At 54.2% G+C, this 21,336-nt stretch carries 17 protein-coding genes, 2 tRNA genes and 2 rRNA genes (1 of these 21 only partly in view); 13 read left to right on the top strand and 8 right to left on the bottom strand.

Features of this window, described 5'->3' with window-relative positions; genetic code table 11:
• Window positions 1-15 precede the first annotated feature (15 nt).
• The 5 genes from dnaE (at window position 16) to tilS (ending at window position 8,504) form a co-directional block, all read left to right on the top strand.
• Entirely contained in the window at window positions 16-3,498 is a 3,483-nt protein-coding gene (dnaE, locus tag L384_RS11320; RefSeq protein WP_003856156.1) for a DNA polymerase III subunit alpha, read from the top strand.
• 12 nt (window positions 3,499-3,510) lie between these two features.
• Window positions 3,511-4,470, top strand: coding sequence for an acetyl-CoA carboxylase carboxyl transferase subunit alpha (gene accA, locus L384_RS11315; protein ID WP_003856154.1), 960 nt, complete (start codon window positions 3,511-3,513; stop codon window positions 4,468-4,470).
• A 100-nt stretch (window positions 4,471-4,570) separates the two neighbouring features.
• Window positions 4,571-6,703, top strand: a complete 2,133-nt coding sequence (locus L384_RS11310) for a lysine decarboxylase LdcC (protein ID WP_003856152.1) — start codon at window positions 4,571-4,573, stop codon at window positions 6,701-6,703.
• A gap of 66 nt (window positions 6,704-6,769) precedes the next feature.
• Window positions 6,770-7,159, top strand: coding sequence for a VOC family protein (locus tag L384_RS11305; RefSeq protein WP_003856151.1), 390 nt, complete (start codon window positions 6,770-6,772; stop codon window positions 7,157-7,159).
• Window positions 7,160-7,217: 58 nt separating this feature from the next.
• On the top strand, window positions 7,218-8,504 hold the full coding sequence (gene tilS / locus L384_RS11300) for a tRNA lysidine(34) synthetase TilS (RefSeq protein WP_023324181.1): 1,287 nt from the start codon (window positions 7,218-7,220) through the stop codon (window positions 8,502-8,504).
• Window positions 8,505-8,530: 26 nt separating this feature from the next.
• Here the strand turns inward: tilS and rof are convergent, their stop codons facing one another.
• Window positions 8,531-8,791 (bottom strand): Rho-binding antiterminator, encoded by a 261-nt coding sequence (rof, locus tag L384_RS11295; protein ID WP_003856148.1) that lies wholly within the window; start codon window positions 8,789-8,791, stop codon window positions 8,531-8,533.
• The gene (locus tag L384_RS11290; protein WP_003856146.1) at window positions 8,778-8,978 is read right to left on the bottom strand and encodes a YaeP family protein; all 201 of its coding nucleotides are present in this window, start codon (window positions 8,976-8,978) and stop codon (window positions 8,778-8,780) included. Before L384_RS11290 ends, rof begins: the two co-directional genes overlap by 14 nt.
• Window positions 8,979-9,173: 195 nt before the next feature.
• On the opposite strand from L384_RS11290, the gene L384_RS11285 reads away from it, so the two are divergent.
• Genes L384_RS11285 through nlpE form a run of 3 tightly spaced genes read left to right on the top strand, consistent with a single transcriptional unit; the run spans window position 9,174 to window position 10,870 of the window.
• Window positions 9,174-9,719: a YaeQ family protein gene (locus L384_RS11285; protein ID WP_003856144.1), complete on the top strand. Its 546-nt coding sequence runs from the start codon at window positions 9,174-9,176 to the stop codon at window positions 9,717-9,719.
• Window positions 9,716-10,132 carry an alternative ribosome rescue aminoacyl-tRNA hydrolase ArfB gene (gene arfB / locus L384_RS11280; RefSeq protein ID WP_003856142.1) on the top strand — a complete coding sequence of 139 codons (417 nt, stop codon included), beginning with the start codon at window positions 9,716-9,718 and terminating at the stop codon, window positions 10,130-10,132. Before L384_RS11285 ends, arfB begins: the two co-directional genes overlap by 4 nt.
• A gap of 39 nt (window positions 10,133-10,171) precedes the next feature.
• Window positions 10,172-10,870 carry an envelope stress response activation lipoprotein NlpE gene (gene nlpE / locus L384_RS11275; RefSeq protein WP_017383734.1) on the top strand — a complete coding sequence of 233 codons (699 nt, stop codon included), beginning with the start codon at window positions 10,172-10,174 and terminating at the stop codon, window positions 10,868-10,870.
• A 45-nt stretch (window positions 10,871-10,915) separates the two neighbouring features.
• Here nlpE and proS read toward each other — a convergent pair whose 3' ends face one another.
• From proS to metN, 6 genes are all read right to left on the bottom strand, one after another.
• Complete coding sequence (proS, locus tag L384_RS11270) at window positions 10,916-12,634, bottom strand: proline--tRNA ligase (RefSeq protein ID WP_023324182.1); 1,719 nt, start codon at window positions 12,632-12,634, stop codon at window positions 10,916-10,918.
• Between the two features lie 112 nt (window positions 12,635-12,746).
• Window positions 12,747-13,454, bottom strand: coding sequence for a tRNA (N6-threonylcarbamoyladenosine(37)-N6)-methyltransferase TrmO (gene tsaA, locus L384_RS11265; protein WP_003856135.1), 708 nt, complete (start codon window positions 13,452-13,454; stop codon window positions 12,747-12,749).
• Complete coding sequence (gene rcsF, locus L384_RS11260; RefSeq protein ID WP_003856133.1) at window positions 13,451-13,855, bottom strand: Rcs stress response system protein RcsF; 405 nt, start codon at window positions 13,853-13,855, stop codon at window positions 13,451-13,453. Before rcsF ends, tsaA begins: the two co-directional genes overlap by 4 nt.
• A gap of 106 nt (window positions 13,856-13,961) precedes the next feature.
• Window positions 13,962-14,777 carry a methionine ABC transporter substrate-binding lipoprotein MetQ gene (gene metQ, locus L384_RS11255; protein ID WP_023324183.1) on the bottom strand — a complete coding sequence of 272 codons (816 nt, stop codon included), beginning with the start codon at window positions 14,775-14,777 and terminating at the stop codon, window positions 13,962-13,964.
• Between the two features lie 40 nt (window positions 14,778-14,817).
• Window positions 14,818-15,471: a methionine ABC transporter permease MetI gene (locus L384_RS11250; RefSeq protein WP_003856130.1), complete on the bottom strand. Its 654-nt coding sequence runs from the start codon at window positions 15,469-15,471 to the stop codon at window positions 14,818-14,820.
• Window positions 15,464-16,495: a methionine ABC transporter ATP-binding protein MetN gene (gene metN / locus L384_RS11245; RefSeq protein ID WP_003856124.1), complete on the bottom strand. Its 1,032-nt coding sequence runs from the start codon at window positions 16,493-16,495 to the stop codon at window positions 15,464-15,466. Before metN ends, L384_RS11250 begins: the two co-directional genes overlap by 8 nt.
• Window positions 16,496-16,683: 188 nt before the next feature.
• Here metN and gmhB point away from each other — a divergent pair, with 188 nt between their 5' ends.
• The 5 genes from gmhB to L384_RS11220 form a co-directional block, all read left to right on the top strand.
• On the top strand, window positions 16,684-17,250 hold the full coding sequence (gene gmhB, locus L384_RS11240) for a D-glycero-beta-D-manno-heptose 1,7-bisphosphate 7-phosphatase (RefSeq protein WP_003856122.1): 567 nt from the start codon (window positions 16,684-16,686) through the stop codon (window positions 17,248-17,250).
• Window positions 17,251-17,621: 371 nt separating this feature from the next.
• Window positions 17,622-19,163, top strand: a 16S ribosomal RNA gene (locus tag L384_RS11235).
• Between the two features lie 70 nt (window positions 19,164-19,233).
• Window positions 19,234-19,310: transfer RNA gene (locus L384_RS11230), tRNA-Ile, on the top strand.
• A 105-nt stretch (window positions 19,311-19,415) separates the two neighbouring features.
• Window positions 19,416-19,491, top strand: a tRNA-Ala gene (locus tag L384_RS11225).
• 171 nt (window positions 19,492-19,662) lie between these two features.
• Window positions 19,663-21,336, top strand: a 23S ribosomal RNA gene (locus L384_RS11220); its annotated part runs 1,062 nt beyond the window's last position; the annotation flags it as partial.

Genomic DNA, 21,336 nt, shown 5'->3' on the forward strand with positions numbered 1-21,336 from the left:
ACGCGGGATTTGAAGATGGCTGAACCACGTTTCGTACACCTGCGGGTGCATAGCGACTACTCCATGATCGATGGGCTGGCAAAGACCGGGCCGCTGGTAAAAAAGGCGGCCTCGCTTGGCATGCCTGCGCTGGCGATCACCGATTTTACCAACCTGTGTGGCCTGGTGAAGTTCTACGGAACGGCGCATGGCGCAGGATTAAAGCCCATCGTCGGTGCGGATTTTCATGTGCAGAGCGACCTGCTCGGCGATGAGATGACGCAAATTTCCGTGTTAGCCATGAATAACACGGGCTATCAGAACCTCACTCTGCTGATCTCAAAAGCCTACCAGCGCGGCTACGGCGCACTGGGCCCATGGATTGACCGCGACTGGCTGGCAGAGCTGAACGAAGGTTTGCTGCTGATCTCCGGTGGTCGTATGGGGGATGTCGGCAAATGTCTGCTGCGCGGTAACAACGCGCTGGTGGATCAGTGCGTCTCGTTCTACGAAGAGTATTTCCCGGATCGCTATTACCTGGAGCTGATCCGTACCGGGCGTGCGGACGAAGAGAGCTATCTGCATGCGGCCGTCGCCCTGGCGGAAGCGCGTGGCCTGCCTGTAGTGGCCACCAACGATGTGCGCTTCCTTGAGGCGGGCGATTTTGACGCGCATGAAATTCGCGTCGCTATCCACGACGGCTTCACCCTCGACGATCCGAAACGCCCGCGCAACTACTCATCGCAGCAGTACATGCGCAGCGAAGAGGAGATGTGTGAGCTTTTCTCGGACATCCCGGAAGCGCTGGAAAACAGCGTAGAGATTGCCAAGCGCTGTAACGTCACCGTGCGTCTCGGCGAATACTTCCTGCCGCAGTTCCCGACGGGCGACATGACCACCGAAGATTTCCTGGTCATGAAATCGAAAGAGGGTCTGGAAGAGCGTCTGGAATTCCTTTTCCCGGATGAAGCGGTCCGTAAAGAGAAGCGTCCTGAATATGACGAGCGCCTGGATATTGAACTCCAGGTGATCAACCAGATGGGGTTCCCTGGCTACTTCCTGATCGTGATGGAGTTCATCCAGTGGTCGAAGGATAACGGCGTGCCGGTAGGCCCGGGCCGTGGTTCCGGTGCCGGCTCGCTGGTGGCGTACGCACTGAAAATCACCGACCTCGATCCGCTGGAATTCGACCTGCTGTTCGAACGTTTCCTCAACCCGGAACGTGTCTCCATGCCCGACTTTGACGTCGACTTCTGCATGGAAAAACGCGACCAGGTGATTGAGCACGTGGCCGATATGTACGGTCGTGATGCGGTTTCACAGATCATTACCTTCGGGACGATGGCGGCGAAAGCGGTTATCCGCGACGTGGGCCGCGTTCTGGGCCACCCGTACGGTTTTGTCGATCGTATCTCTAAGCTGGTCCCGCCCGATCCGGGCATGACCCTGGCGAAAGCCTTTGAAGCCGAACCTCAGCTGCCGGAAATCTACGAAGCCGACGAAGAGGTGAAAGCGCTGATCGACATGGCGCGCAAGCTGGAAGGCGTCACGCGTAACGCCGGTAAGCATGCGGGGGGCGTGGTTATCGCCCCGACCAAAATCACCGACTTCGCGCCGCTGTACTGCGATGAAGCGGGCCAGCATCCGGTCACCCAGTTCGACAAGAACGACGTGGAATACGCCGGGCTGGTGAAGTTTGACTTCCTCGGCCTGCGTACGCTCACCATCATCAACTGGGCGCTGGAGATGATCAACGCCCGTCGCGAGAAGAACGGCGAACCGCCGCTGGATATCGCGGCTATCCCGCTTGATGACAAGAAAAGTTTCGACATGCTGCAACGCTCGGAGACGACAGCCGTCTTCCAGCTTGAATCCCGCGGCATGAAAGATTTGATTAAGCGTCTGCAACCCGACTGCTTCGAAGATATGATCGCGCTGGTGGCCCTGTTCCGTCCGGGGCCGTTGCAGTCGGGGATGGTGGATAACTTTATCGACCGTAAGCACGGGCGCGAAGAAATTTCCTACCCGGACGTTCAGTGGCAGCATGAAAGCCTGAAACCGGTACTGGAGCCAACCTATGGCATCATCCTGTATCAGGAACAGGTGATGCAGATCGCCCAGGTACTTTCGGGTTATACCCTTGGCGGCGCAGACATGCTGCGTCGTGCGATGGGTAAGAAAAAGCCGGAAGAGATGGCCAAGCAGCGCTCCATCTTTGAAGATGGAGCGAAGAAAAACGGCATCGATGGCGAACTGGCGATGAAAATCTTCGACCTGGTGGAGAAATTCGCCGGGTACGGATTTAACAAATCTCACTCCGCCGCCTATGCTTTGGTTTCGTATCAGACGCTGTGGCTGAAAGCTCACTATCCCGCTGAGTTTATGGCAGCGGTAATGACTGCCGATATGGACAACACCGAGAAGGTGGTTGGCCTGGTGGACGAGTGCTGGCGCATGGGGCTGAAGATCCTGCCGCCGGATATTAACTCGGGCCTGTATCATTTTCACGTTAACGATGACGGGGAAATCGTCTATGGGATCGGCGCGATCAAGGGCGTGGGTGAGGGGCCGATCGAGGCGATCATTGAAGCGCGTAACAACGGCGGCTACTTCCGTGAGCTGTTCGATCTGTGCGCCCGTACCGATACCAAAAAACTGAACCGCCGCGTGCTGGAAAAACTGATCATGTCCGGCGCGTTTGACCGTCTGGGGCCACACCGCGCCGCGCTGATGAACTCGCTCGGCGATGCGCTGAAGGCGGCCGATCAGCATGCGAAAGCGGAAGCCATTGGCCAGGCGGATATGTTCGGCGTGCTGGCGGAAGAGCCAGAGCAGATCGAGCAGTCCTATTCCAACTGCCAGCCGTGGCCAGAACAGGTAGTGCTGGATGGAGAGCGGGAAACGTTAGGTCTGTACCTGACGGGACACCCGATCAACCAGTATCTTAAAGAAATTGAGCGCTATGTCGGCGGCCACAGGCTTAAAGACATGCATCCGACAGAACGTGGTAAAATCACCACGGCTGCGGGGCTCGTGATTGCTGCAAGGGTAATGGTCACCAAGCGCGGCAATCGTATCGGCATCTGTACCCTGGATGACCGTTCCGGGCGTCTGGAGGTGATGTTGTTCACCGACGCGCTGGATAAATACCAGCAATTGCTGGAAAAAGACCGCATACTTATCGTCAGCGGACAGGTCAGCTTTGATGACTTCAGCGGGGGGCTTAAAATGACCGCCCGCGAAGTGATGGACATTGACGAAGCCCGGGAAAAATATGCTCGCGGGCTTGCTATCTCGCTGACGGACAGGCAAATTGATGACCAGCTTTTAAACCGACTCCGTCAGTCTCTGGAACCCCACCGCTCGGGGACCATTCCAGTACATCTCTACTATCAGAGGGCGGATGCACGCGCGCGGTTGCGCTTTGGTGCAACGTGGCGTGTCTCTCCGAGCGATCGTTTACTGAACGATCTCCGTGGCCTCATTGGTTCGGAGCAGGTGGAACTGGAGTTTGACTAATACAGGAATACTATGAGTCTGAATTTCCTTGATTTCGAACAGCCGATTGCAGAGCTGGAAGCGAAAATCGATTCTCTGACAGCCGTGAGCCGTCAGGATGAAAAACTGGATATTAACATTGACGAAGAAGTGCATCGTCTGCGCGAAAAAAGCGTAGAACTGACGCGCAAAATCTTTGCCGATCTCGGCGCATGGCAGATCGCCCAGCTGGCGCGACATCCACAGCGTCCGTACACCCTGGATTATGTCCGCCTGGCGTTTGACGAATTTGACGAACTGGCAGGCGACCGCGCATACGCTGACGATAAAGCTATCGTCGGCGGTATCGCGCGTCTGGATGGACGTCCGGTGATGATCATTGGTCATCAGAAAGGCCGTGAAACCAAAGAGAAAATCCGTCGTAACTTCGGTATGCCAGCTCCAGAAGGCTACCGTAAGGCCCTGCGTCTGATGGAGATGGCTGAGCGTTTCAATATGCCAATCATCACCTTCATCGACACGCCGGGTGCTTACCCGGGGGTTGGCGCCGAAGAGCGTGGTCAGTCTGAAGCCATCGCACGCAACCTGCGTGAGATGTCTCGCCTGAAAGTGCCGGTCATCTGTACCGTTATCGGTGAAGGTGGGTCCGGCGGTGCGCTGGCAATTGGCGTGGGCGATAAAGTGAATATGCTACAGTACAGTACCTATTCCGTTATCTCTCCGGAAGGCTGTGCCTCCATCCTGTGGAAAAGTGCCGATAAAGCGCCGCTGGCTGCTGAAGCGATGGGCATCATTGCCCCACGTCTGAAAGAGCTGAAGCTGATCGACACCGTTATCCCTGAACCGCTGGGTGGCGCGCATCGTAAGCCGGAAGTGATGGCTGCTTCCCTGAAAGCGCAGCTGCTGGCAGACCTGGCGGACCTGGACGTGCTGAGCACAGAAGATCTGCTCAACCGTCGTTATCAGCGTCTGATGACCTACGGTTACGCGTAAGCCTCACAATTATCCTAAAAGCCGCACATTGTTGCGGCTTTTTTTATACCTGCCGTTTACCTTAACTATGCTTATCTGATGTTTTTCAAGGAGGTAAACCATGAACATCATTGCCATCATGGGGCCACACGGCGTCTTTTATAAAGACGAACCCATCAAGGAGCTGGAGCAAGCCCTTAAAGCACGCGGATATCAGCTGATCTGGCCGCAAAACAGCGCCGACCTGCTGAAATTTATCGAACACAATCCGCGCATCTGTGGCGTGATATTCGACTGGGACGAATACGACATGGAGTTGTGCAGCGATATCAATAAGCTCAACGAATATCTTCCGCTGTACGCCTTTATCAACACTCACTCGACCATGGACGTGAGTGCGCACGATATGCGTATGGCGCTGTGGTTCTTCGAATACTCACTCGGCGTTGCCGAGGACATTGCGACCCGCATTCAGCAGTACACCGGTGAATACCTCGATAACATCACACCGCCGTTTACGCGCGCATTGTTCACCTATGTGAAAGAAGGGAAGTACACCTTCTGTACGCCAGGCCATATGGCGGGAACGGCCTATCAAAAAAGCCCGGTGGGATGCCTGTTCTACGATTTCTTCGGCGGTAACACGCTGAAGGCGGACGTGTCGATTTCGGTCACCGAGTTAGGCTCTCTGCTGGATCATACCGGCCCGCATCTGGAAGCTGAAGAATACATCGCCCGGACCTTTGGCGCCGAGCAAAGCTACATGGTGACCAACGGTACCTCAACCTCGAACAAAATCGTCGGGATGTATGCCGCGCCTGCCGGCAGTACGCTGTTGATTGACCGAAACTGCCATAAATCACTGGCGCATTTGCTGATGATGAGCGATGTGGTGCCGCTCTGGCTGTCGCCTACTCGTAATGCGCTGGGTATTCTCGGCGGCATTCCTCGCCGTGAGTTCGCGCATGAAGCCATTGAGAATAAGATCGCGGCTATCCCCGAGGCAAGCTGGCCTGTGCATGCGGTGATCACCAACTCCACCTATGACGGGCTGCTTTACAACACGAACTGGATCAAGCAGACGCTGGACGTGCCGTCGATTCACTTTGACTCCGCGTGGGTGCCTTACACTAATTTCCACCCGATTTACTCGGGTAAAAGTGGGATGAGCGGCGAGCGGGTGCCGGGCAAGGTGTTCTTCGAAACGCAGTCGACGCACAAAATGCTGGCCGCGTTTTCCCAGGCGTCTCTCATTCACATCAAGGGTGAGTACGACGAGGACACCTTCAACGAAGCTTTCATGATGCACACGACCACGTCGCCAAGCTACCCGCTGGTGGCGTCCATCGAAACGGCGGCAGCGATGCTGCGCGGTAATCCGGGTAAACGCCTGATCAATCGTTCGGTGGAGCGGGCGTTGCATTTCCGAAAAGAGGTTCAGCGACTTAAAGATGAAGCGGACGGCTGGTTCTTTGATATCTGGCAGCCGGAAGAGATTGATGAGGCAGAATGCTGGCCCGTCGCGCCGGGGGAGAGCTGGCACGGTTTTCGGGATGCTGATGCGGACCACATGTTCCTCGATCCGGTTAAGGTGACAATCCTGACGCCGGGCATGGATGAGCAGGGTGTGATGGGTGAGGAAGGGATCCCGGCTGCGCTGGTGGCGAAGTTCCTTGATGAGCGCGGCGTGGTGGTGGAGAAAACCGGCCCCTATAATCTGCTGTTCCTGTTCAGCATAGGGATCGATAAAACCCGTGCGATGGGGCTGCTCCGGGGACTGATGGAGTTTAAGCGCGCATACGATCTGAACCTGCGGGTGAAGAACATGCTGCCGGATCTCTACGCGGAAGATCCTGACTTCTACCGCAATATGCGTATTCAGGATCTGGCCCAGGGGATCCACAGGCTGATCCGCCAGCACGATCTGCCGCGCCTGATGTTGCAGGCATTTGATGTTCTGCCTGAAATGAAGCTGACGCCGCACAGGGCGTGGCAGCGCCAGGTGAAAGGGGAGGTTGAAACCGTTGAACTGGAGAACCTGGTCGGGCGGGTATCGGCCAACATGATCCTGCCTTATCCGCCAGGCGTGCCGCTGCTGATGCCGGGTGAAATGATCACCGAGGAGAGCCGGGCGGTGCTCGATTTCCTGCTGATGCTCTGTTCGGTGGGGCGCCACTATCCTGGCTTTGAAACGGATATTCATGGCGCGAAACGCGACGATAACGGCGTGTACTGGGTGAGAGTCCTAAAATAAAAGGGGCCGCTTGCCAGGGGCGGGTTGTCGGTTGTAACGTTCAGGACATCATAAAAAGGAGAAACTATGCTGGGTTTAAAAGCGGTTCATCATATTGCGATCATTGCCACCGATTATGCGAAAAGTAAGGCATTCTACTGCGACGTTCTCGGTTTTACGCTGTTGAGCGAGGCCTACCGTGAGGAGCGCGACTCCTGGAAAGGCGATCTGGCGTTAAACGGTCAATATGTGATTGAGCTGTTCTCTTTTCCTTTCCCGCCAGCGCGTCCTTCACGCCCGGAAGCCTGCGGCCTGCGCCACCTGGCCTTCAGCGTCGATGACCTGGACAGCGCGGTAAAACATCTGGAAGCCCACGGCGTGGCCTGCGAAGCGATTCGTGTCGATCCCTTTACCGATAAACGTTTCACTTTTTTCAACGATCCGGACGGCCTGCCGCTGGAGCTTTATCAGCAGTAATCGCCGTCATGTGTGATAATGCCCGTTCAGTTCGGGCATTTTTTATGTGTAATTTCCTATGACCTTACCCGCTATCGCGCACGCCGTTTCACCCTACCGCCAGCTGCTGGTGGGGTTCAGCGGTGGCCTGGATTCCACCGTTTTGCTGCACCGCCTTAAGCTCTGGCGCGACCGTGAGCCTGACGTCCAGCTGCGGGCGATGCATATCCATCACGGCTTAAGCCCCCATGCCGACGACTGGGTGGCGCACTGCGAAGCGGTGTGCTCAGGGTGGGAGATCCCGCTGATCGTTGAACGCGTCACGCTTGAGGATGAGGGGCTGGGTATTGAGGCGCAGGCGCGGAAAGCCCGCTACGCCGCGTTTTCTGGCGCATTACAGCCTGGAGAAGCGTTGGTCACCGCGCAGCATCTGGACGACCAGTGCGAGACGTTTTTACTGGCGCTCAAGCGGGGCAGCGGGCCTGCGGGTTTATCCGCCATGCCTGAGCGCGCTGATTTTGCTGAAACAGAGCTCATCCGCCCGCTACTGGGTGAGACGCGCGCATCACTGGAAGCCTGGGCGCAGCAGCATCATCTGTGCTGGATTGAAGACGACAGCAATCAGGACGACAGTTACGACCGTAACTTCCTGCGCCTGCGCGTCTTACCGCTGCTGAGTGAGCGCTGGGCGCATTTTTCCGAAGCGGCGGCCAGAAGCGCCATGCTGTGTGCTGAACAGGAAAGCTTGCTGGATGAGTTGCTGAGCGGGGAGCTGAATACACTGATTACCGCTGACGGTGCCCTGAACGTTGCGCCGTTGAAGGTGATGAGCCCCGTGCGTCGGGCTGCTCTGATTCGCCGCTGGCTGGCTTACCACCGTGCGGTTATGCCGTCCCGGGCGATGCTCAACCGTATCTGGGAGGAAGTTGCACAGGCGAGGGAAGATGCCGCACCGTGTATACACCTGAATGGTTATGACGTCAGGCGTTATAAAGGTCAACTCTGGTGGGTAAAATCTGTGCCGTCGCTGGCTGACGTTGTGCTCGACTGGCCGTCGCCGGAAAAAGCATTAACGCTACCGATGAATGCCGGTGTCGTTGCGTTAAGTCATTCGGGCAATGTGCGTCTACCTGAGCCGGACGAGAACGTTACCATACGCTTCAGGGCCAGCGGCATGCTGCATATCGTCGGTCGTAACGGCGGGCGTAAGCTGAAGAAAATCTGGCAGGAACAGAACGTTCCGCCCTGGCGACGTGATACCACGCCGCTTCTGTTTTACGGCGACACGCTCATCGCGGCGGCAGGGGTGTTCATCACTGAAGAGGGGTGGGCTGAAGCGGGTGTTAATTTTGAATGGAAAGCGTAACGGGCAGCCTGGCTGCCCGTTGGTTATCAGGATTCGCTCACCACGACGGTGCCGATTTCCGGATGGCTGAAACTGGCAATTTTGTCGAGGCGTAGCTCACGCGTTGCACCTGCATCTTCCACAACCAGGTATTCCACATTTTTACGGGAAACCAGATCGCTGGCCTTTGCCTTTAGCACTTCGCCATCTTTTAGCTCCAGCGTCAGTATTAAATGATGCTGGCAGGCGAGTTCGAGGTTGTCATAGTCATCACAATTGATGGGTTGATAAGTATCATTCATCGACATAATCGCTCACCAGTAAATTCGCCGCAGCATACGCTGCTTTTTCCCTGACCGATTCAGAAAGGCTCTCATCAGAGGCCACTTCATTTAGCACGTTCAATACACAGCCCAACGCATCCGGAATGTACCCCAGATCTCCGCTGGCGATCTCCGCATACCGTCTGCGAATCAACTCACAATAATTATTCACATCACCTCCTGCCAGCGTACTGACTTACTGTGAGATATCATTAAGCCTACGAAGTTAAACTCGGTTTAGCAAGGTGACTATACCATACTCATTTAAGCAATATCAGCGCCTTGATAAGAGTGAGTCACCACCTCGTAACAGCCTTTTGCCGCGGTTTTCGCTACAATGTACGCCTGATTCGAAAGGAGTTCTCTCATGGCGCTGAAAGCGACTATTTATAAAGCTGTGGTCAATGTGGCGGATCTTGACCGTAACCAGTTTCTGGATGCGTCATTGACGCTGGCGCGTCACCCTTCTGAAACCCAGGAGCGCATGATGCTGCGCCTGCTGGCGTGGATTAAGTATGCCGACGAGCGTCTGCAATTTACCCGTGGTTTAAGCGCGGAAGATGAACCGGAAGCCTGGCTGCGCAACGATCATCTGGGTATCGATTTATGGATTGAGCTTGGCCTGCCGGATGAACGCCGGATCAAAAAGGCCTGCACCCAGTCTGCTGAAGTGGCGTTGTTTGCCTACAACCAGCGCGCGGCGGAGATCTGGTGGCAACAAAATAAAAATAAATGTGCGCAGTTCAAAAATCTTACCGTCTGGTATCTGGATGATGAACAGCTGGCGCAGCTGAGTGCGTTCGCCAGCCGGACGATGGCGCTACAGGCAACAATTCAGGACGGTGCCATCTGGCTTTCCGATTCTCAGAATAATCTGGAAATTCATCTCACGGCCTGGCAGCCCGCATCATGATTGTATTGTCCCGAAATGTCAGCATCCCTGATAACGAGCTGGAGATCACCGCTATCCGGGCCCAGGGCGCAGGGGGGCAGCACGTTAACAAGGCCTCAACGGCTATCCATTTGCGCTTTGACATTCGGGCCTCCAGCCTGCCAGAGTATTATAAAGAAAGCCTGCTTGCCGCCAGCCATCACCTGATCACCAGCGAGGGTGTGATAGTGATTAAAGCGCAGGAGTATCGCAGCCAGGAGCTTAACCGGGAAGCGGCAATTGCCCGGCTGGTCGCGGTCATCAAAGAGCTGACGGCTGTACAAAAAAGTCGCCGGGCAACACGTCCAACGCGGGCATCGAAAGAACGTCGGTTGTCATCGAAGGCGCAGAAATCCACCGTAAAATCACTGCGTGGCAAAGTCCGTCACCCATAATGTGATGAAAGGGATACCCTTTTTCATAAGGAAAGTATTGTGAAAAAAGCATTATTATCAGCGCTGGCCGTGACAAGCCTGTTTGCGCTTTTTGGCTGTAATAACCGTTCGGAAACGCAGGTACTACAGCCAACGCAAAATGAAGAATTAAAGCCGATGCAGCAAAGCTGGCGCGGCGTATTACCGTGTGCAGATTGCGAGGGCATCGAAACCTCTCTGTTCCTGCAAAAAGATGGCACCTGGGTCATGAACCAGCGTTACCAGGGGGCGAAAGAACCGTCTTCTTTTGCATCTTACGGAACATGGGCGCGTACGGCTGAGAAGCTGGTATTGACGGATACCACGGGCGATAAAACCTTCTTCCGCGCCAAAGGCGAGGGGATGGAGATGCTCGATCGCGAAGGCAATCCGATTGAATCCCAGTTCAACTACACGTTGGCCCCGGTGAAAGCGACCCTGCCAGCCACCCCAATGGCGATGCGAGGAATGTATTTCTACATGGCGGATGCGGCGATCTTCACTGACTGTGCAACCGGGAAGAAAGTCAGCGTGGCGAACAATGCCCAGCTGGAGCGAGACTATGCCGTCGCGCGCGGCAACGACAGTAAGCCAGTGTTGCTGACGGTTGAAGGGCATTTTACGCTGGAGCCAAACCCGGATAGCGGCGAGCTGGTGAAAACGCTGGTGGCTGATAAAGACGCGAAGTTTGCTGCGGGGAAAGACTGCGAAAGCAAATAAGATATAGCCATTAAAAAACCCCGCACTGGCGGGGTTTTTTGTTTCTTAACCTTTGATGGCTTTCACCAGGTAATCAAGAATATCGCCCGTCTTGATCATCTGTTTTTCGCCGTTGCGACGGTACTTGTATTCAATCTCGTCACTGTCGAGGTTACGGTCGCCAATGACGATGGTATGTGGAATACCGATCAGTTCCATGTCAGCAAACATCACGCCAGGACGCTCTTTACGGTCATCCATCAGCACGTCGAGACCTTTCGCGCTCAGCTCAGCGTAGAGTTTCTCAGCCAGCTCCTGCACGCGGTAAGACTTGTGCATGTTCATTGGCAGGATCGCTACCTGGAACGGCGCGATGTTATCCGGCCAGACGATTCCGCGTTCGTCATAGTTCTGCTCGATAGCGGCAGCAACAACGCGCGTTACGCCAATGCCGTAGCAGCCCATGGTCAGAACCTGGTTACGACCATCTTCGCCCTGAACGGCAGCGTTCATTGCGCGTGAGTACTTATCGCCCAGCTGGAAGATGTGGCCTACTTCGATACCGCGTTTGATCATCAGGGTACCCTTGCCGTCCGGGCTTGGATCGCCTGCGACCACGTTACGGATGTCAGCCACTTCCGGCGTCGCCACGTCCCGATCCCAGTTGATGCCGAAGTAGTGTTTACCGTCGATGTTTGCGCCCGCAGCGAAGTCGCTCATCGCCGCAACGGTGCGGTCAATGACCACCGGAACAGGCATGTTCACCGGGCCCAGAGAACCAGGACCTGCATTCACCACGGCGCGGATCTCCGCTTCCGTTGCGAAGGTCAGCGGGCTGGCAACCTGCGGCAGCTTCTCGGCTTTCACTTCGTTCAGCTCGTGATCGCCTCGTACCAGCAGGGCAACCAGTGGATAAGCGCTACCTTCAGCCGATTTCACCAGCAGGGTTTTCACGGTTTTTTCGATCGGCAGAGTAAACTGCTCAACCAGCTCGGCGATTGTTTTCGCGTTTGGCGTATCAACCAGCGTCATCTCTTGCGTTGCCGCGCCGCGTGGTTCTTTTGGTGCCAGCGCCTCTGCAAATTCGATGTTCGCGGCGTAATCAGAGGAGTCAGAGAAGATCACATCGTCTTCGCCGCTCTGCGCCAGAACCTGGAATTCATGGGAGGCGCTACCGCCGATTGAACCGGTATCAGCCTGTACAGCACGGAAATCCAGCCCCATGCGGGAGAAGATTTTACTGTAGGCCGCGTACATTTTGTCGTAGGTCTCTTGCAGCGATTCCTGAGAAGTATGGAAAGAGTAAGCATCTTTCATCAGGAACTCGCGAGAACGCATGACGCCAAAGCGTGGACGCACTTCGTCACGGAACTTGGTCTGGATCTGGAAGAAGTTCAGCGGCAGCTGTTTGTAAGAGCTCAGCTCGTTACGGATCAGATCGGTGATCACTTCTTCATGCGTTGGGCCGAGGACGAATGGACGATCGCCACGATCGGCAATACGCAGCAGTTCAGGACCGTACTGCTCCCAGCGACCGCTCTCCTGCCACAGTTCAGAGGGCTGAACGACCGGCATTAACACCTCGATAGCACCGGCGTTGTTCATCTCTTCACGCACGATGTTTTCGACTTTTTTCAGGACGCGCACGCCGGTCGGCAGCCAGGTGTATAACCCGGAGGCCAGCTTGCGGATCATCCCGGCGCGCAGCATCAGCTGGTGGCTGATCACCTCGGCGTCGGCAGGTGTCTCCTTCAGAGTGGAGAGCAGATATTGGCTAGTACGCATGTTGTTACGGTTCCATTTCGACGATTGGAACAGGCTGAAACACCAGCCTGACACAAAAAAAGTGGTTTAGTTTACCAGTGTGGCAAAGATGCCAAAAGAGAGGAGAACAAAATTACCTGGGTTCCAGGGCAAACACTTCAAAACCCGCCGCAGTCACGCGCCAGCGCACGTTAAAGTCCAGCAGCCAGACGGCGTACGTTTTCCCGGCTTCCTCTTCTTTGCGGTAGGCGGGACGGGGGTCCTGCGCCAGCACTTCAACGATAAAGTCACGCAGACGTGGATAACGCTTTTCCAGCTCGCTGATTTGCGTCGTTATTTCAGATGTGAAGTGAACCGGCATATCTGCCTGCGGTGCGTCCTGAGCATAGCTTGCCCGGGCATCCGGCAGCGCTTCGGCGAAGGGCAGGTAAGGCTTAATATCTATGACCGGTGTGCCATCAACCAGGTCAAGGCTACCTAACTCCAGGATCACCTGATCTCTCTGACAACGTATGCCTTTCAGCTCGACCAGCGACATTCCGATGGGGTTGGGACGAAAGGTTGAGCGGGTGGCAAAGACCCCCATTCTGGCATTTCCGCCCAGACGAGGAGGACGCACAGTGGGACGCCAGCCGCCTTCCATGGTCTGGTGAAACACAAAGACCACCCATAAATGGCTGAACGCCTCAAGCCCGCGCACTGCATCGGCCTGGTTATACGGCGCGACAAGATGAAGCTCGCCGCCGCCGTGAATGACCAGACCCGGCTGACGCGGCACGGCGAACTTTTCTTTATAAGGGGAGCGGATAACGCCTATCTGCTCGAACTGAAATGAACTCATTTCGCCGTAATGTTAAGCGCAGAACCGATACATACCGCCTGACGATAGCAACCTGGTGTGCCGCTGGTGACTTCACAGCTGTGCAGCAACACCGCGTTGGCTTTCATTTTCGACGCGTTGATTTGCATACGCTTGCGGGCTGTCGGAATATTGGGTGGAGAGTCCTGATTCGTTGCCTGGCAGGATTCGCCGCTCACTTCGCCCAGTTCACGGAATGGCTTACCGACCAGCTCGTCGGCTTTGGTAATAATACGTACCGGCGCAGCGCGAGGCGCTTTCGGTTTTGCTGGCTCCGCTTTTGGCGGGGTTGCAGTGCTTTGAACAGGTTCAACAGGAGATCTGCTTAGCATAGAACAGCCGCTCAGCATCAGTGCTAAAAGACAGATCGGTAAAGCACGCATAATAATTCCTCAGTGGATAATCAAAACGTCAGATATTGAAGCAGTTGACCGCACAAATGACAAGACGGGCAAATGCCCGTCTTGATGATATTACACTGCCGGGAGATTACCAGCCTTTAACCGCGCCGCCGTTAAACACCTTATTGGCTTCCTGGTACACTTCTTCAGACTGATATGACTGTATGAATTTCTTCACATTCTCCGCGTCTTTGTTGTCTTCGCGAGTCACGATCAGGTTGACGTACGGGGAATCTTTATCTTCAACGAAGATGCCATCTTTCGCTGGGGTCAGGCCGATCTGGCTGGCGTAAGTGGTGTTGATCACGGCCAGGGCGATCTGCGCATCGTCCAGAGAACGTGGCAGCTGTGGTGCTTCCAGCTCAACAATTTTCAGATTTTTCGGGTTTTCGGTTACGTCCAGAACGGTCGGTAACAGGCCAACGCCTTCTTTCAGTTTAATCAGGCCCACTTTCTGTAGCAGAAGCAGGGAACGGCCAAGGTTGGTTGGGTCGTTAGGGACGGCAACCTGTGAACCCGGCTGGAGTTCATCCAGAGATTTAATTTTCTTGGAGTAGCCGGCAATCGGGTAAACGAAGGTGTTACCGACAGCAACCAGTTTGTAGCCGCGATCTTTGATCTGCTGATCCAGGTACGGTTTATGCTGGAAGGCGTTAGCGTCAATGTCGCCTTTGCTCAGCGCTTCGTTCGGCAGAACGTAATCGTTGAAGGTCACCAGTTCAACGTCCAGGCCATATTTCTCTTTAGCGATTTTCTGCGCGGCCTCAGCAACCTGCTGTTCTGCACCGACGATAACGCCTACTTTGATGTGGTTTGGATCTTTTTCGTCCTGACCGCAACCCACCAGTGCCAGCGAGCCAATCAGTGCGCCTACTGCTGCGAAGGTCTTAAATTTAAACGCCATGTTATATCCTTAACTCGTCGAGTTTGTGTTGTTTGTAACGTTATTTATGCGTAACAGCCCGGACGATACGATCGCCAGAGAATTGAATTAAGTAAACCAGCACAACCAGCAATACCAGAACGGTATTCATTACGGTAGCGTTATAGCCAATATAGCCGTACTGATATCCAATCTGGCCTAAACCGCCAGCACCTACGGCGCCGCCCATTGCGGAATAACCGACCAGCGTGATAAGCGTGATGGTTGCTGCGTTCACCAGCCCAGGCAGCGCCTCTGGCAGCAGAACTTTGCGAACGATCTGCATTGGTGTTGCACCCATCGCGCGGGAAGCTTCAATCAGGCCTGTTGGGATTTCCAGCAGGGCGTTTTCCACCATACGGGCGATAAACGGTGCCGCGCCTACTGTCAGCGGGACAATTGCCGCCTGCAAACCAATCGACGTCCCGACGATCACGCGAGTAAACGGAATCATCCACACCAGCAGAATAATGAACGGAATAGACCGGAAAATGTTCACCAGCGCAGAGAGCGTGCGATACAGCTTCGCGTTTTCAATAATTTGACCCGGGCGCGTGACGTACAGCAACACGCCGACCGGCAGCCCAATCACAAAACCAAAGAAGCCCGATACGAAGGTCATTGCCAGCGTTTCCCAAACGCCGCGAACCAGTAGCCACATCATCGGCTCAGACATAACCCAGTACCTCTACTTTTACGTGATGTTCTTGCAGCCAGGCAATTGCCGCCTGGGTTTCTTCCTGTGTGCCGTGCATTTCCGTCAGCATAATGCCGAACTTCACGCCACCGGCGTAATCCATCTGCGCGCTAATAATGTTGTTATTAACGTTAAAGCGACGCGCGGTTTCGGAAAGCAGCGGTGCGTCAACGGACTGACCCGTAAACTCCATGCGCAGCATTGGAACGCTGTCTGCAACGGCTTCTGTTTTCAGTCGTTCCAGATAATCTTCCGGAATATCAAGATGCAGTGTGGACTGAATGAACTGCTGAGCCAGCGGCGTTTTCGGGTGCGAGAAGACTTCGCTCACCGTGTCCTGCTCAATCAGCTCACCGTTGCTGATGACTGCTACACAGTCGCAGATACGTTTCACTACATCCATTTCATGCGTAATAAGGAGGATAGTCAGGCCCAGACGACGGTTAATGTCTTTTAACAGTTCCAGAATAGAGCGCGTGGTAGCCGGATCTAATGCGCTGGTGGCTTCATCGCACAGCAGCACTTTTGGGTTGCTTGCCAGCGCGCGAGCGATTGCTACTCGCTGTTTTTGCCCGCCGGACAAATTTGCCGGGTAGCTGTCATGTTTATCACCCAGACCAACCAGATCGAGCAGTTCGGTGACGCGACGCGTAATTTCTTCTTTTGGTGTGTTATCCAGCTCCAGGGGTAACGCAACGTTACCGAAAACGGTGCGTGAGGCCAGCAGGTTAAAGTGCTGGAAAATCATGCCAATCTGGCGACGCGCTTTGGTGAGTTCTTTTTCTGAGAGAGCGGTAAGCTCCTGGCCGCCAACTTCTACGCTGCCCTGGGTTGGGCGCTCAAGCAGGTTAACACAACGGATCAGCGTACTTTTACCTGCACCCGATGCGCCAATGACGCCATAAATCTGACCAGCAGGAACATGCAGGCTGACGTTGTTCAGCGCCTGAATGGTTCGGTTCCCCTGCTGGAACACTTTGGTGATATTGGAAAGTTTAATCATTAGATTATTTTTATCGTAAGTAAGTTAGCCGTGGCATTTTCTTCTGCCAGATACGGGGAATGACCGTAAACAAAATGGATGTTAAGGCATCCAGACGTCTAAATCAATCCACCTCTTTGCGATGAGCACTTTATTGCGCTGCGATTCATGAGATACTAGCTGAACAAGCCTTTTTCAGGAGCAAACCGGTGGCAAAATCTGTACCCGCAATTTTTCTCGATCGTGACGGCACTATTAATGTGGATCACGGTTACGTCCATGAGATTGATGAGTTCGAATTTATCGAGGGCGTAATAGATGCCATGCGCCAGTTGAAAGAGATGGGCTATGCGCTGGTGGTGGTAACTAACCAGTCCGGTATCGCCCGGGGTAAATTTACCGAAGCGCAGTTCGAGACGCTGACGGAATGGATGGACTGGTCTCTGGCCGATCGCGGCGTCGATCTTGATGGCATCTATTATTGTCCGCATCACCCGCAGGGAAGTGTAGAGGCGTATCGTCAGACCTGCGATTGCCGTAAGCCACACCCGGGCATGTTTATCTCTGCACAGGAATTCCTGCACATTGATATGGCCGCATCTTATATGGTGGGCGATAAACTGGAAGATATGCAGGCAGCAACGGCGGCAGGTGTAGGTACCAAAGTATTAGTGCGTACCGGTAAACCGGTCACCCCAGAAGCAGAAAATGCAGCCGACTGGGTGATAACTAGTCTGGCAGAACTGCCAAAAGAGATTAAAAAGCACCAAAAATAGGCGTTTTGGCGAAAAGGTGAGCGGTTGAAATAAAAATGCATTTTTCCGCTTGTCATTCCTCGGCGGCTCCCTATAATGCGCCTCCATCGACACGGCGGATGTGAATCACTTCACAAACAACCCGGTCGGCTGAAGAGAAAAAATCCTGAAAATCAGGGTTGACTCTGAAAGAGGAAAGCGTAATATACGCCACCTCGCGACAGAGCGCTGAAGCGCGTCGCAACTGCTCTTTAACAATTTATCAGACAATCTGTGTGGGCACTCAAAGTGACATGGATTCTTAATGTCCTCGGACGAAAAATGAATACCAAGTCTCAACGAGTGAACACGTAATTCATTACGAAGTTTAATTCATTGAGCATCAAACTTTTAAATTGAAGAGTTTGATCATGGCTCAGATTGAACGCTGGCGGCAGGCCTAACACATGCAAGTCGAACGGTAACAGGAAGCAGCTTGCTGCTTTGCTGACGAGTGGCGGACGGGTGAGTAATGTCTGGGAAACTGCCTGATGGAGGGGGATAACTACTGGAAACGGTAGCTAATACCGCATAACGTCGCAAGACCAAAGAGGGGGACCTTCGGGCCTCTTGCCATCAGATGTGCCCAGATGGGATTAGCTAGTAGGTGGGGTAACGGCTCACCTAGGCGACGATCCCTAGCTGGTCTGAGAGGATGACCAGCCACACTGGAACTGAGACACGGTCCAGACTCCTACGGGAGGCAGCAGTGGGGAATATTGCACAATGGGCGCAAGCCTGATGCAGCCATGCCGCGTGTATGAAGAAGGCCTTCGGGTTGTAAAGTACTTTCAGCGGGGAGGAAGGTGTTGAGGTTAATAACCTCAGCAATTGACGTTACCCGCAGAAGAAGCACCGGCTAACTCCGTGCCAGCAGCCGCGGTAATACGGAGGGTGCAAGCGTTAATCGGAATTACTGGGCGTAAAGCGCACGCAGGCGGTCTGTCAAGTCGGATGTGAAATCCCCGGGCTCAACCTGGGAACTGCATTCGAAACTGGCAGGCTAGAGTCTTGTAGAGGGGGGTAGAATTCCAGGTGTAGCGGTGAAATGCGTAGAGATCTGGAGGAATACCGGTGGCGAAGGCGGCCCCCTGGACAAAGACTGACGCTCAGGTGCGAAAGCGTGGGGAGCAAACAGGATTAGATACCCTGGTAGTCCACGCCGTAAACGATGTCGACTTGGAGGTTGTGCCCTTGAGGCGTGGCTTCCGGAGCTAACGCGTTAAGTCGACCGCCTGGGGAGTACGGCCGCAAGGTTAAAACTCAAATGAATTGACGGGGGCCCGCACAAGCGGTGGAGCATGTGGTTTAATTCGATGCAACGCGAAGAACCTTACCTACTCTTGACATCCAGAGAACTTTCCAGAGATGGATTGGTGCCTTCGGGAACTCTGAGACAGGTGCTGCATGGCTGTCGTCAGCTCGTGTTGTGAAATGTTGGGTTAAGTCCCGCAACGAGCGCAACCCTTATCCTTTGTTGCCAGCGGTTAGGCCGGGAACTCAAAGGAGACTGCCAGTGATAAACTGGAGGAAGGTGGGGATGACGTCAAGTCATCATGGCCCTTACGAGTAGGGCTACACACGTGCTACAATGGCGCATACAAAGAGAAGCGACCTCGCGAGAGCAAGCGGACCTCATAAAGTGCGTCGTAGTCCGGATTGGAGTCTGCAACTCGACTCCATGAAGTCGGAATCGCTAGTAATCGTGGATCAGAATGCCACGGTGAATACGTTCCCGGGCCTTGTACACACCGCCCGTCACACCATGGGAGTGGGTTGCAAAAGAAGTAGGTAGCTTAACCTTCGGGAGGGCGCTTACCACTTTGTGATTCATGACTGGGGTGAAGTCGTAACAAGGTAACCGTAGGGGAACCTGCGGTTGGATCACCTCCTTACCTTAAAGAACCTGCCTTTGCAGTGCTCACACAGATTGTCTGATGAAAAACAGCAGTAAAAAACCTCTACAGGCTTGTAGCTCAGGTGGTTAGAGCGCACCCCTGATAAGGGTGAGGTCGGTGGTTCAAGTCCACTCAGGCCTACCAAATTTTTGCTGATGCTGCGTTGCGGCGACACTCACATACCTGAGTATGATTCGTGTCACCACGCCTTGCCTCAACAAAAATTACCGGTACAGAGGTGACTACGATGGGGCTATAGCTCAGCTGGGAGAGCGCCTGCCTTGCACGCAGGAGGTCTGCGGTTCGATCCCGCATAGCTCCACCATCTTTTACTGCGAACACAAGAAAACTTCAGAGTGAACCTGAAAAGGTGCACTGCGAAGTTTTGCTCTTTAAAAATCTGGATCAAGCTGAAAATTGAAACGACACACAGCTCATGTGTGTTCGAGTCTCTCAAATTTTCGCAACCATGAAGTGAAACATCTTCGGGTTGTGAGGTTAAGCGACTAAGCGTACACGGTGGATGCCCTGGCAGTCAGAGGCGATGAAGGACGTGCTAATCTGCGAAAAGCGCCGGCGAGGTGATATGAACCCTTGACCCGGCGATGTCCGAATGGGGAAACCCAGTGTGTTTCGACACACTATCGTTAACTGAATACATAGGTTAACGAGGCGAACCGGGGGAACTGAAACATCTAAGTACCCCGAGGAAAAGAAATCAACCGAGATTCCCCCAGTAGCGGCGAGCGAACGGGGAGCAGCCCGGAGTCTGAATCAGCTTGTGTGTTAGTGGAACGGTCTGGAAAGTCCGACGGTACAGGGTGATAGTCCCGTACACGAAAATGCACAGGTTGTGAACTCGAAGAGTAGGGCGGGACACGTGGTATCCTGTCTGAATATGGGGGGACCATCCTCCAAGGCTAAATACTCCTGACTGACCGATAGTGAACCAGTACCGTGAGGGAAAGGCGAAAAGAACCCCGGCGAGGGGAGTGAAAAAGAACCTGAAACCGTGTACGTACAAGCAGTGGGAGCCTCTTTATGGGGTGACTGCGTACCTTTTGTATAATGGGTCAGCGACTTATATTCTGTAGCAAGGTTAACCGTATAGGGGAGCCGAAGGGAAACCGAGTCTTAACTGGGCGTTAAGTTGCAGGGTATAGACCCGAAACCCGGTGATCTAGCCATGGGCAGGTTGAAGGTTGGGTAACACTAACTGGAGGACCGAACCGACTAATGTTGAAAAATTAGCGGATGACCTGTGGCTGGGGGTGAAAGGCCAATCAAACCGGGAGATAGCTGGTTCTCCCCGAAAGCTATTTAGGTAGCGCCTCGTGAACTCATCTTCGGGGGTAGAGCACTGTTTCGGCTAGGGGGCCATCCCGGCTTACCAACCCGATGCAAACTACGAATACCGAAGAATGTTATCACGGGAGACACACGGCGGGTGCTAACGTCCGTCGTGAAGAGGGAAACAACCCAGACCGCCAGCTAAGGTCCCAAAGTCATGGTTAAGTGGGAAACGATGTGGGAAGGCACAGACAGCCAGGATGTTGGCTTAGAAGCAGCCATCATTTAAAGAAAGCGTAATAGCTCACTGGTCGAGTCGGCCTGCGCGGAAGATGTAACGGGGCTAAACCATGCACCGAAGCTGCGGCAGCGACACTTATGTGTTGTTGGGTAGGGGAGCGTTCTGTAAGCCGTTGAAGGTGTGCTGTGAGGCATGCTGGAGGTATCAGAAGTGCGAATGCTGACATAAGTAACGATAAAGCGGGTGAAAAGCCCGCTCGCCGGAAGACCAAGGGTTCCTGTCCAACGTTAATCGGGGCAGGGTGAGTCGACCCCTAAGGCGAGGCCGAAAGGCGTAGTCGATGGGAAACAGGTTAATATTCCTGTACTTGGTGTTACTGCGAAGGGGGGACGGAGAAGGCTATGTCAGCCGGGCGACGGTTGTCCCGGTTTAAGCATGTAGGCGGAGGTTCCAGGTAAATCCGGTACCTTATTAACGCTGAGGTGTGATGACGAGGCACTACGGTGCTGAAGTGATAAATGCCCTGCTTCCAGGAAAAGCCTCTAAGCATCAGGTAACACGAAATCGTACCCCAAACCGACACAGGTGGTCAGGTAGAGAATACCAAGGCGCTTGAGAGAACTCGGGTGAAGGAACTAG

Origin of the sequence: Enterobacter sp. MGH 38, assembly GCF_000492855.1 — a bacterium.
GTDB lineage: Bacteria > Pseudomonadota > Gammaproteobacteria > Enterobacterales > Enterobacteriaceae > Enterobacter > Enterobacter hormaechei_C.

What these genes read in the sequence shown, in the direction of transcription:
- L384_RS11285 (WP_003856144.1), top strand. Translation starts at nt 9,174, where the DNA reads ATGGCGCTGAAAGCGACTATTTATAAAGCTGTGGTCAATGTGGCGGAT.
- tsaA (WP_003856135.1), bottom strand. Translation starts at nt 13,454, where the DNA reads ATGAGTTCATTTCAGTTCGAGCAGATAGGCGTTATCCGCTCCCCTTAT.
- tilS (WP_023324181.1), top strand. Translation starts at nt 7,218, where the DNA reads ATGACCTTACCCGCTATCGCGCACGCCGTTTCACCCTACCGCCAGCTG.
- proS (WP_023324182.1), bottom strand. Translation starts at nt 12,634, where the DNA reads ATGCGTACTAGCCAATATCTGCTCTCCACTCTGAAGGAGACACCTGCC.
- rof (WP_003856148.1), bottom strand. Translation starts at nt 8,791, where the DNA reads ATGTCGATGAATGATACTTATCAACCCATCAATTGTGATGACTATGAC.
- L384_RS11305 (WP_003856151.1), top strand. Translation starts at nt 6,770, where the DNA reads ATGCTGGGTTTAAAAGCGGTTCATCATATTGCGATCATTGCCACCGAT.
- metN (WP_003856124.1), bottom strand. Translation starts at nt 16,495, where the DNA reads ATGATTAAACTTTCCAATATCACCAAAGTGTTCCAGCAGGGGAACCGA.
- metQ (WP_023324183.1), bottom strand. Translation starts at nt 14,777, where the DNA reads ATGGCGTTTAAATTTAAGACCTTCGCAGCAGTAGGCGCACTGATTGGC.
- L384_RS11250 (WP_003856130.1), bottom strand. Translation starts at nt 15,471, where the DNA reads ATGTCTGAGCCGATGATGTGGCTACTGGTTCGCGGCGTTTGGGAAACG.
- L384_RS11310 (WP_003856152.1), top strand. Translation starts at nt 4,571, where the DNA reads ATGAACATCATTGCCATCATGGGGCCACACGGCGTCTTTTATAAAGAC.
- arfB (WP_003856142.1), top strand. Translation starts at nt 9,716, where the DNA reads ATGATTGTATTGTCCCGAAATGTCAGCATCCCTGATAACGAGCTGGAG.
- dnaE (WP_003856156.1), top strand. Translation starts at nt 16, where the DNA reads ATGGCTGAACCACGTTTCGTACACCTGCGGGTGCATAGCGACTACTCC.
- rcsF (WP_003856133.1), bottom strand. Translation starts at nt 13,855, where the DNA reads ATGCGTGCTTTACCGATCTGTCTTTTAGCACTGATGCTGAGCGGCTGT.
- accA (WP_003856154.1), top strand. Translation starts at nt 3,511, where the DNA reads ATGAGTCTGAATTTCCTTGATTTCGAACAGCCGATTGCAGAGCTGGAA.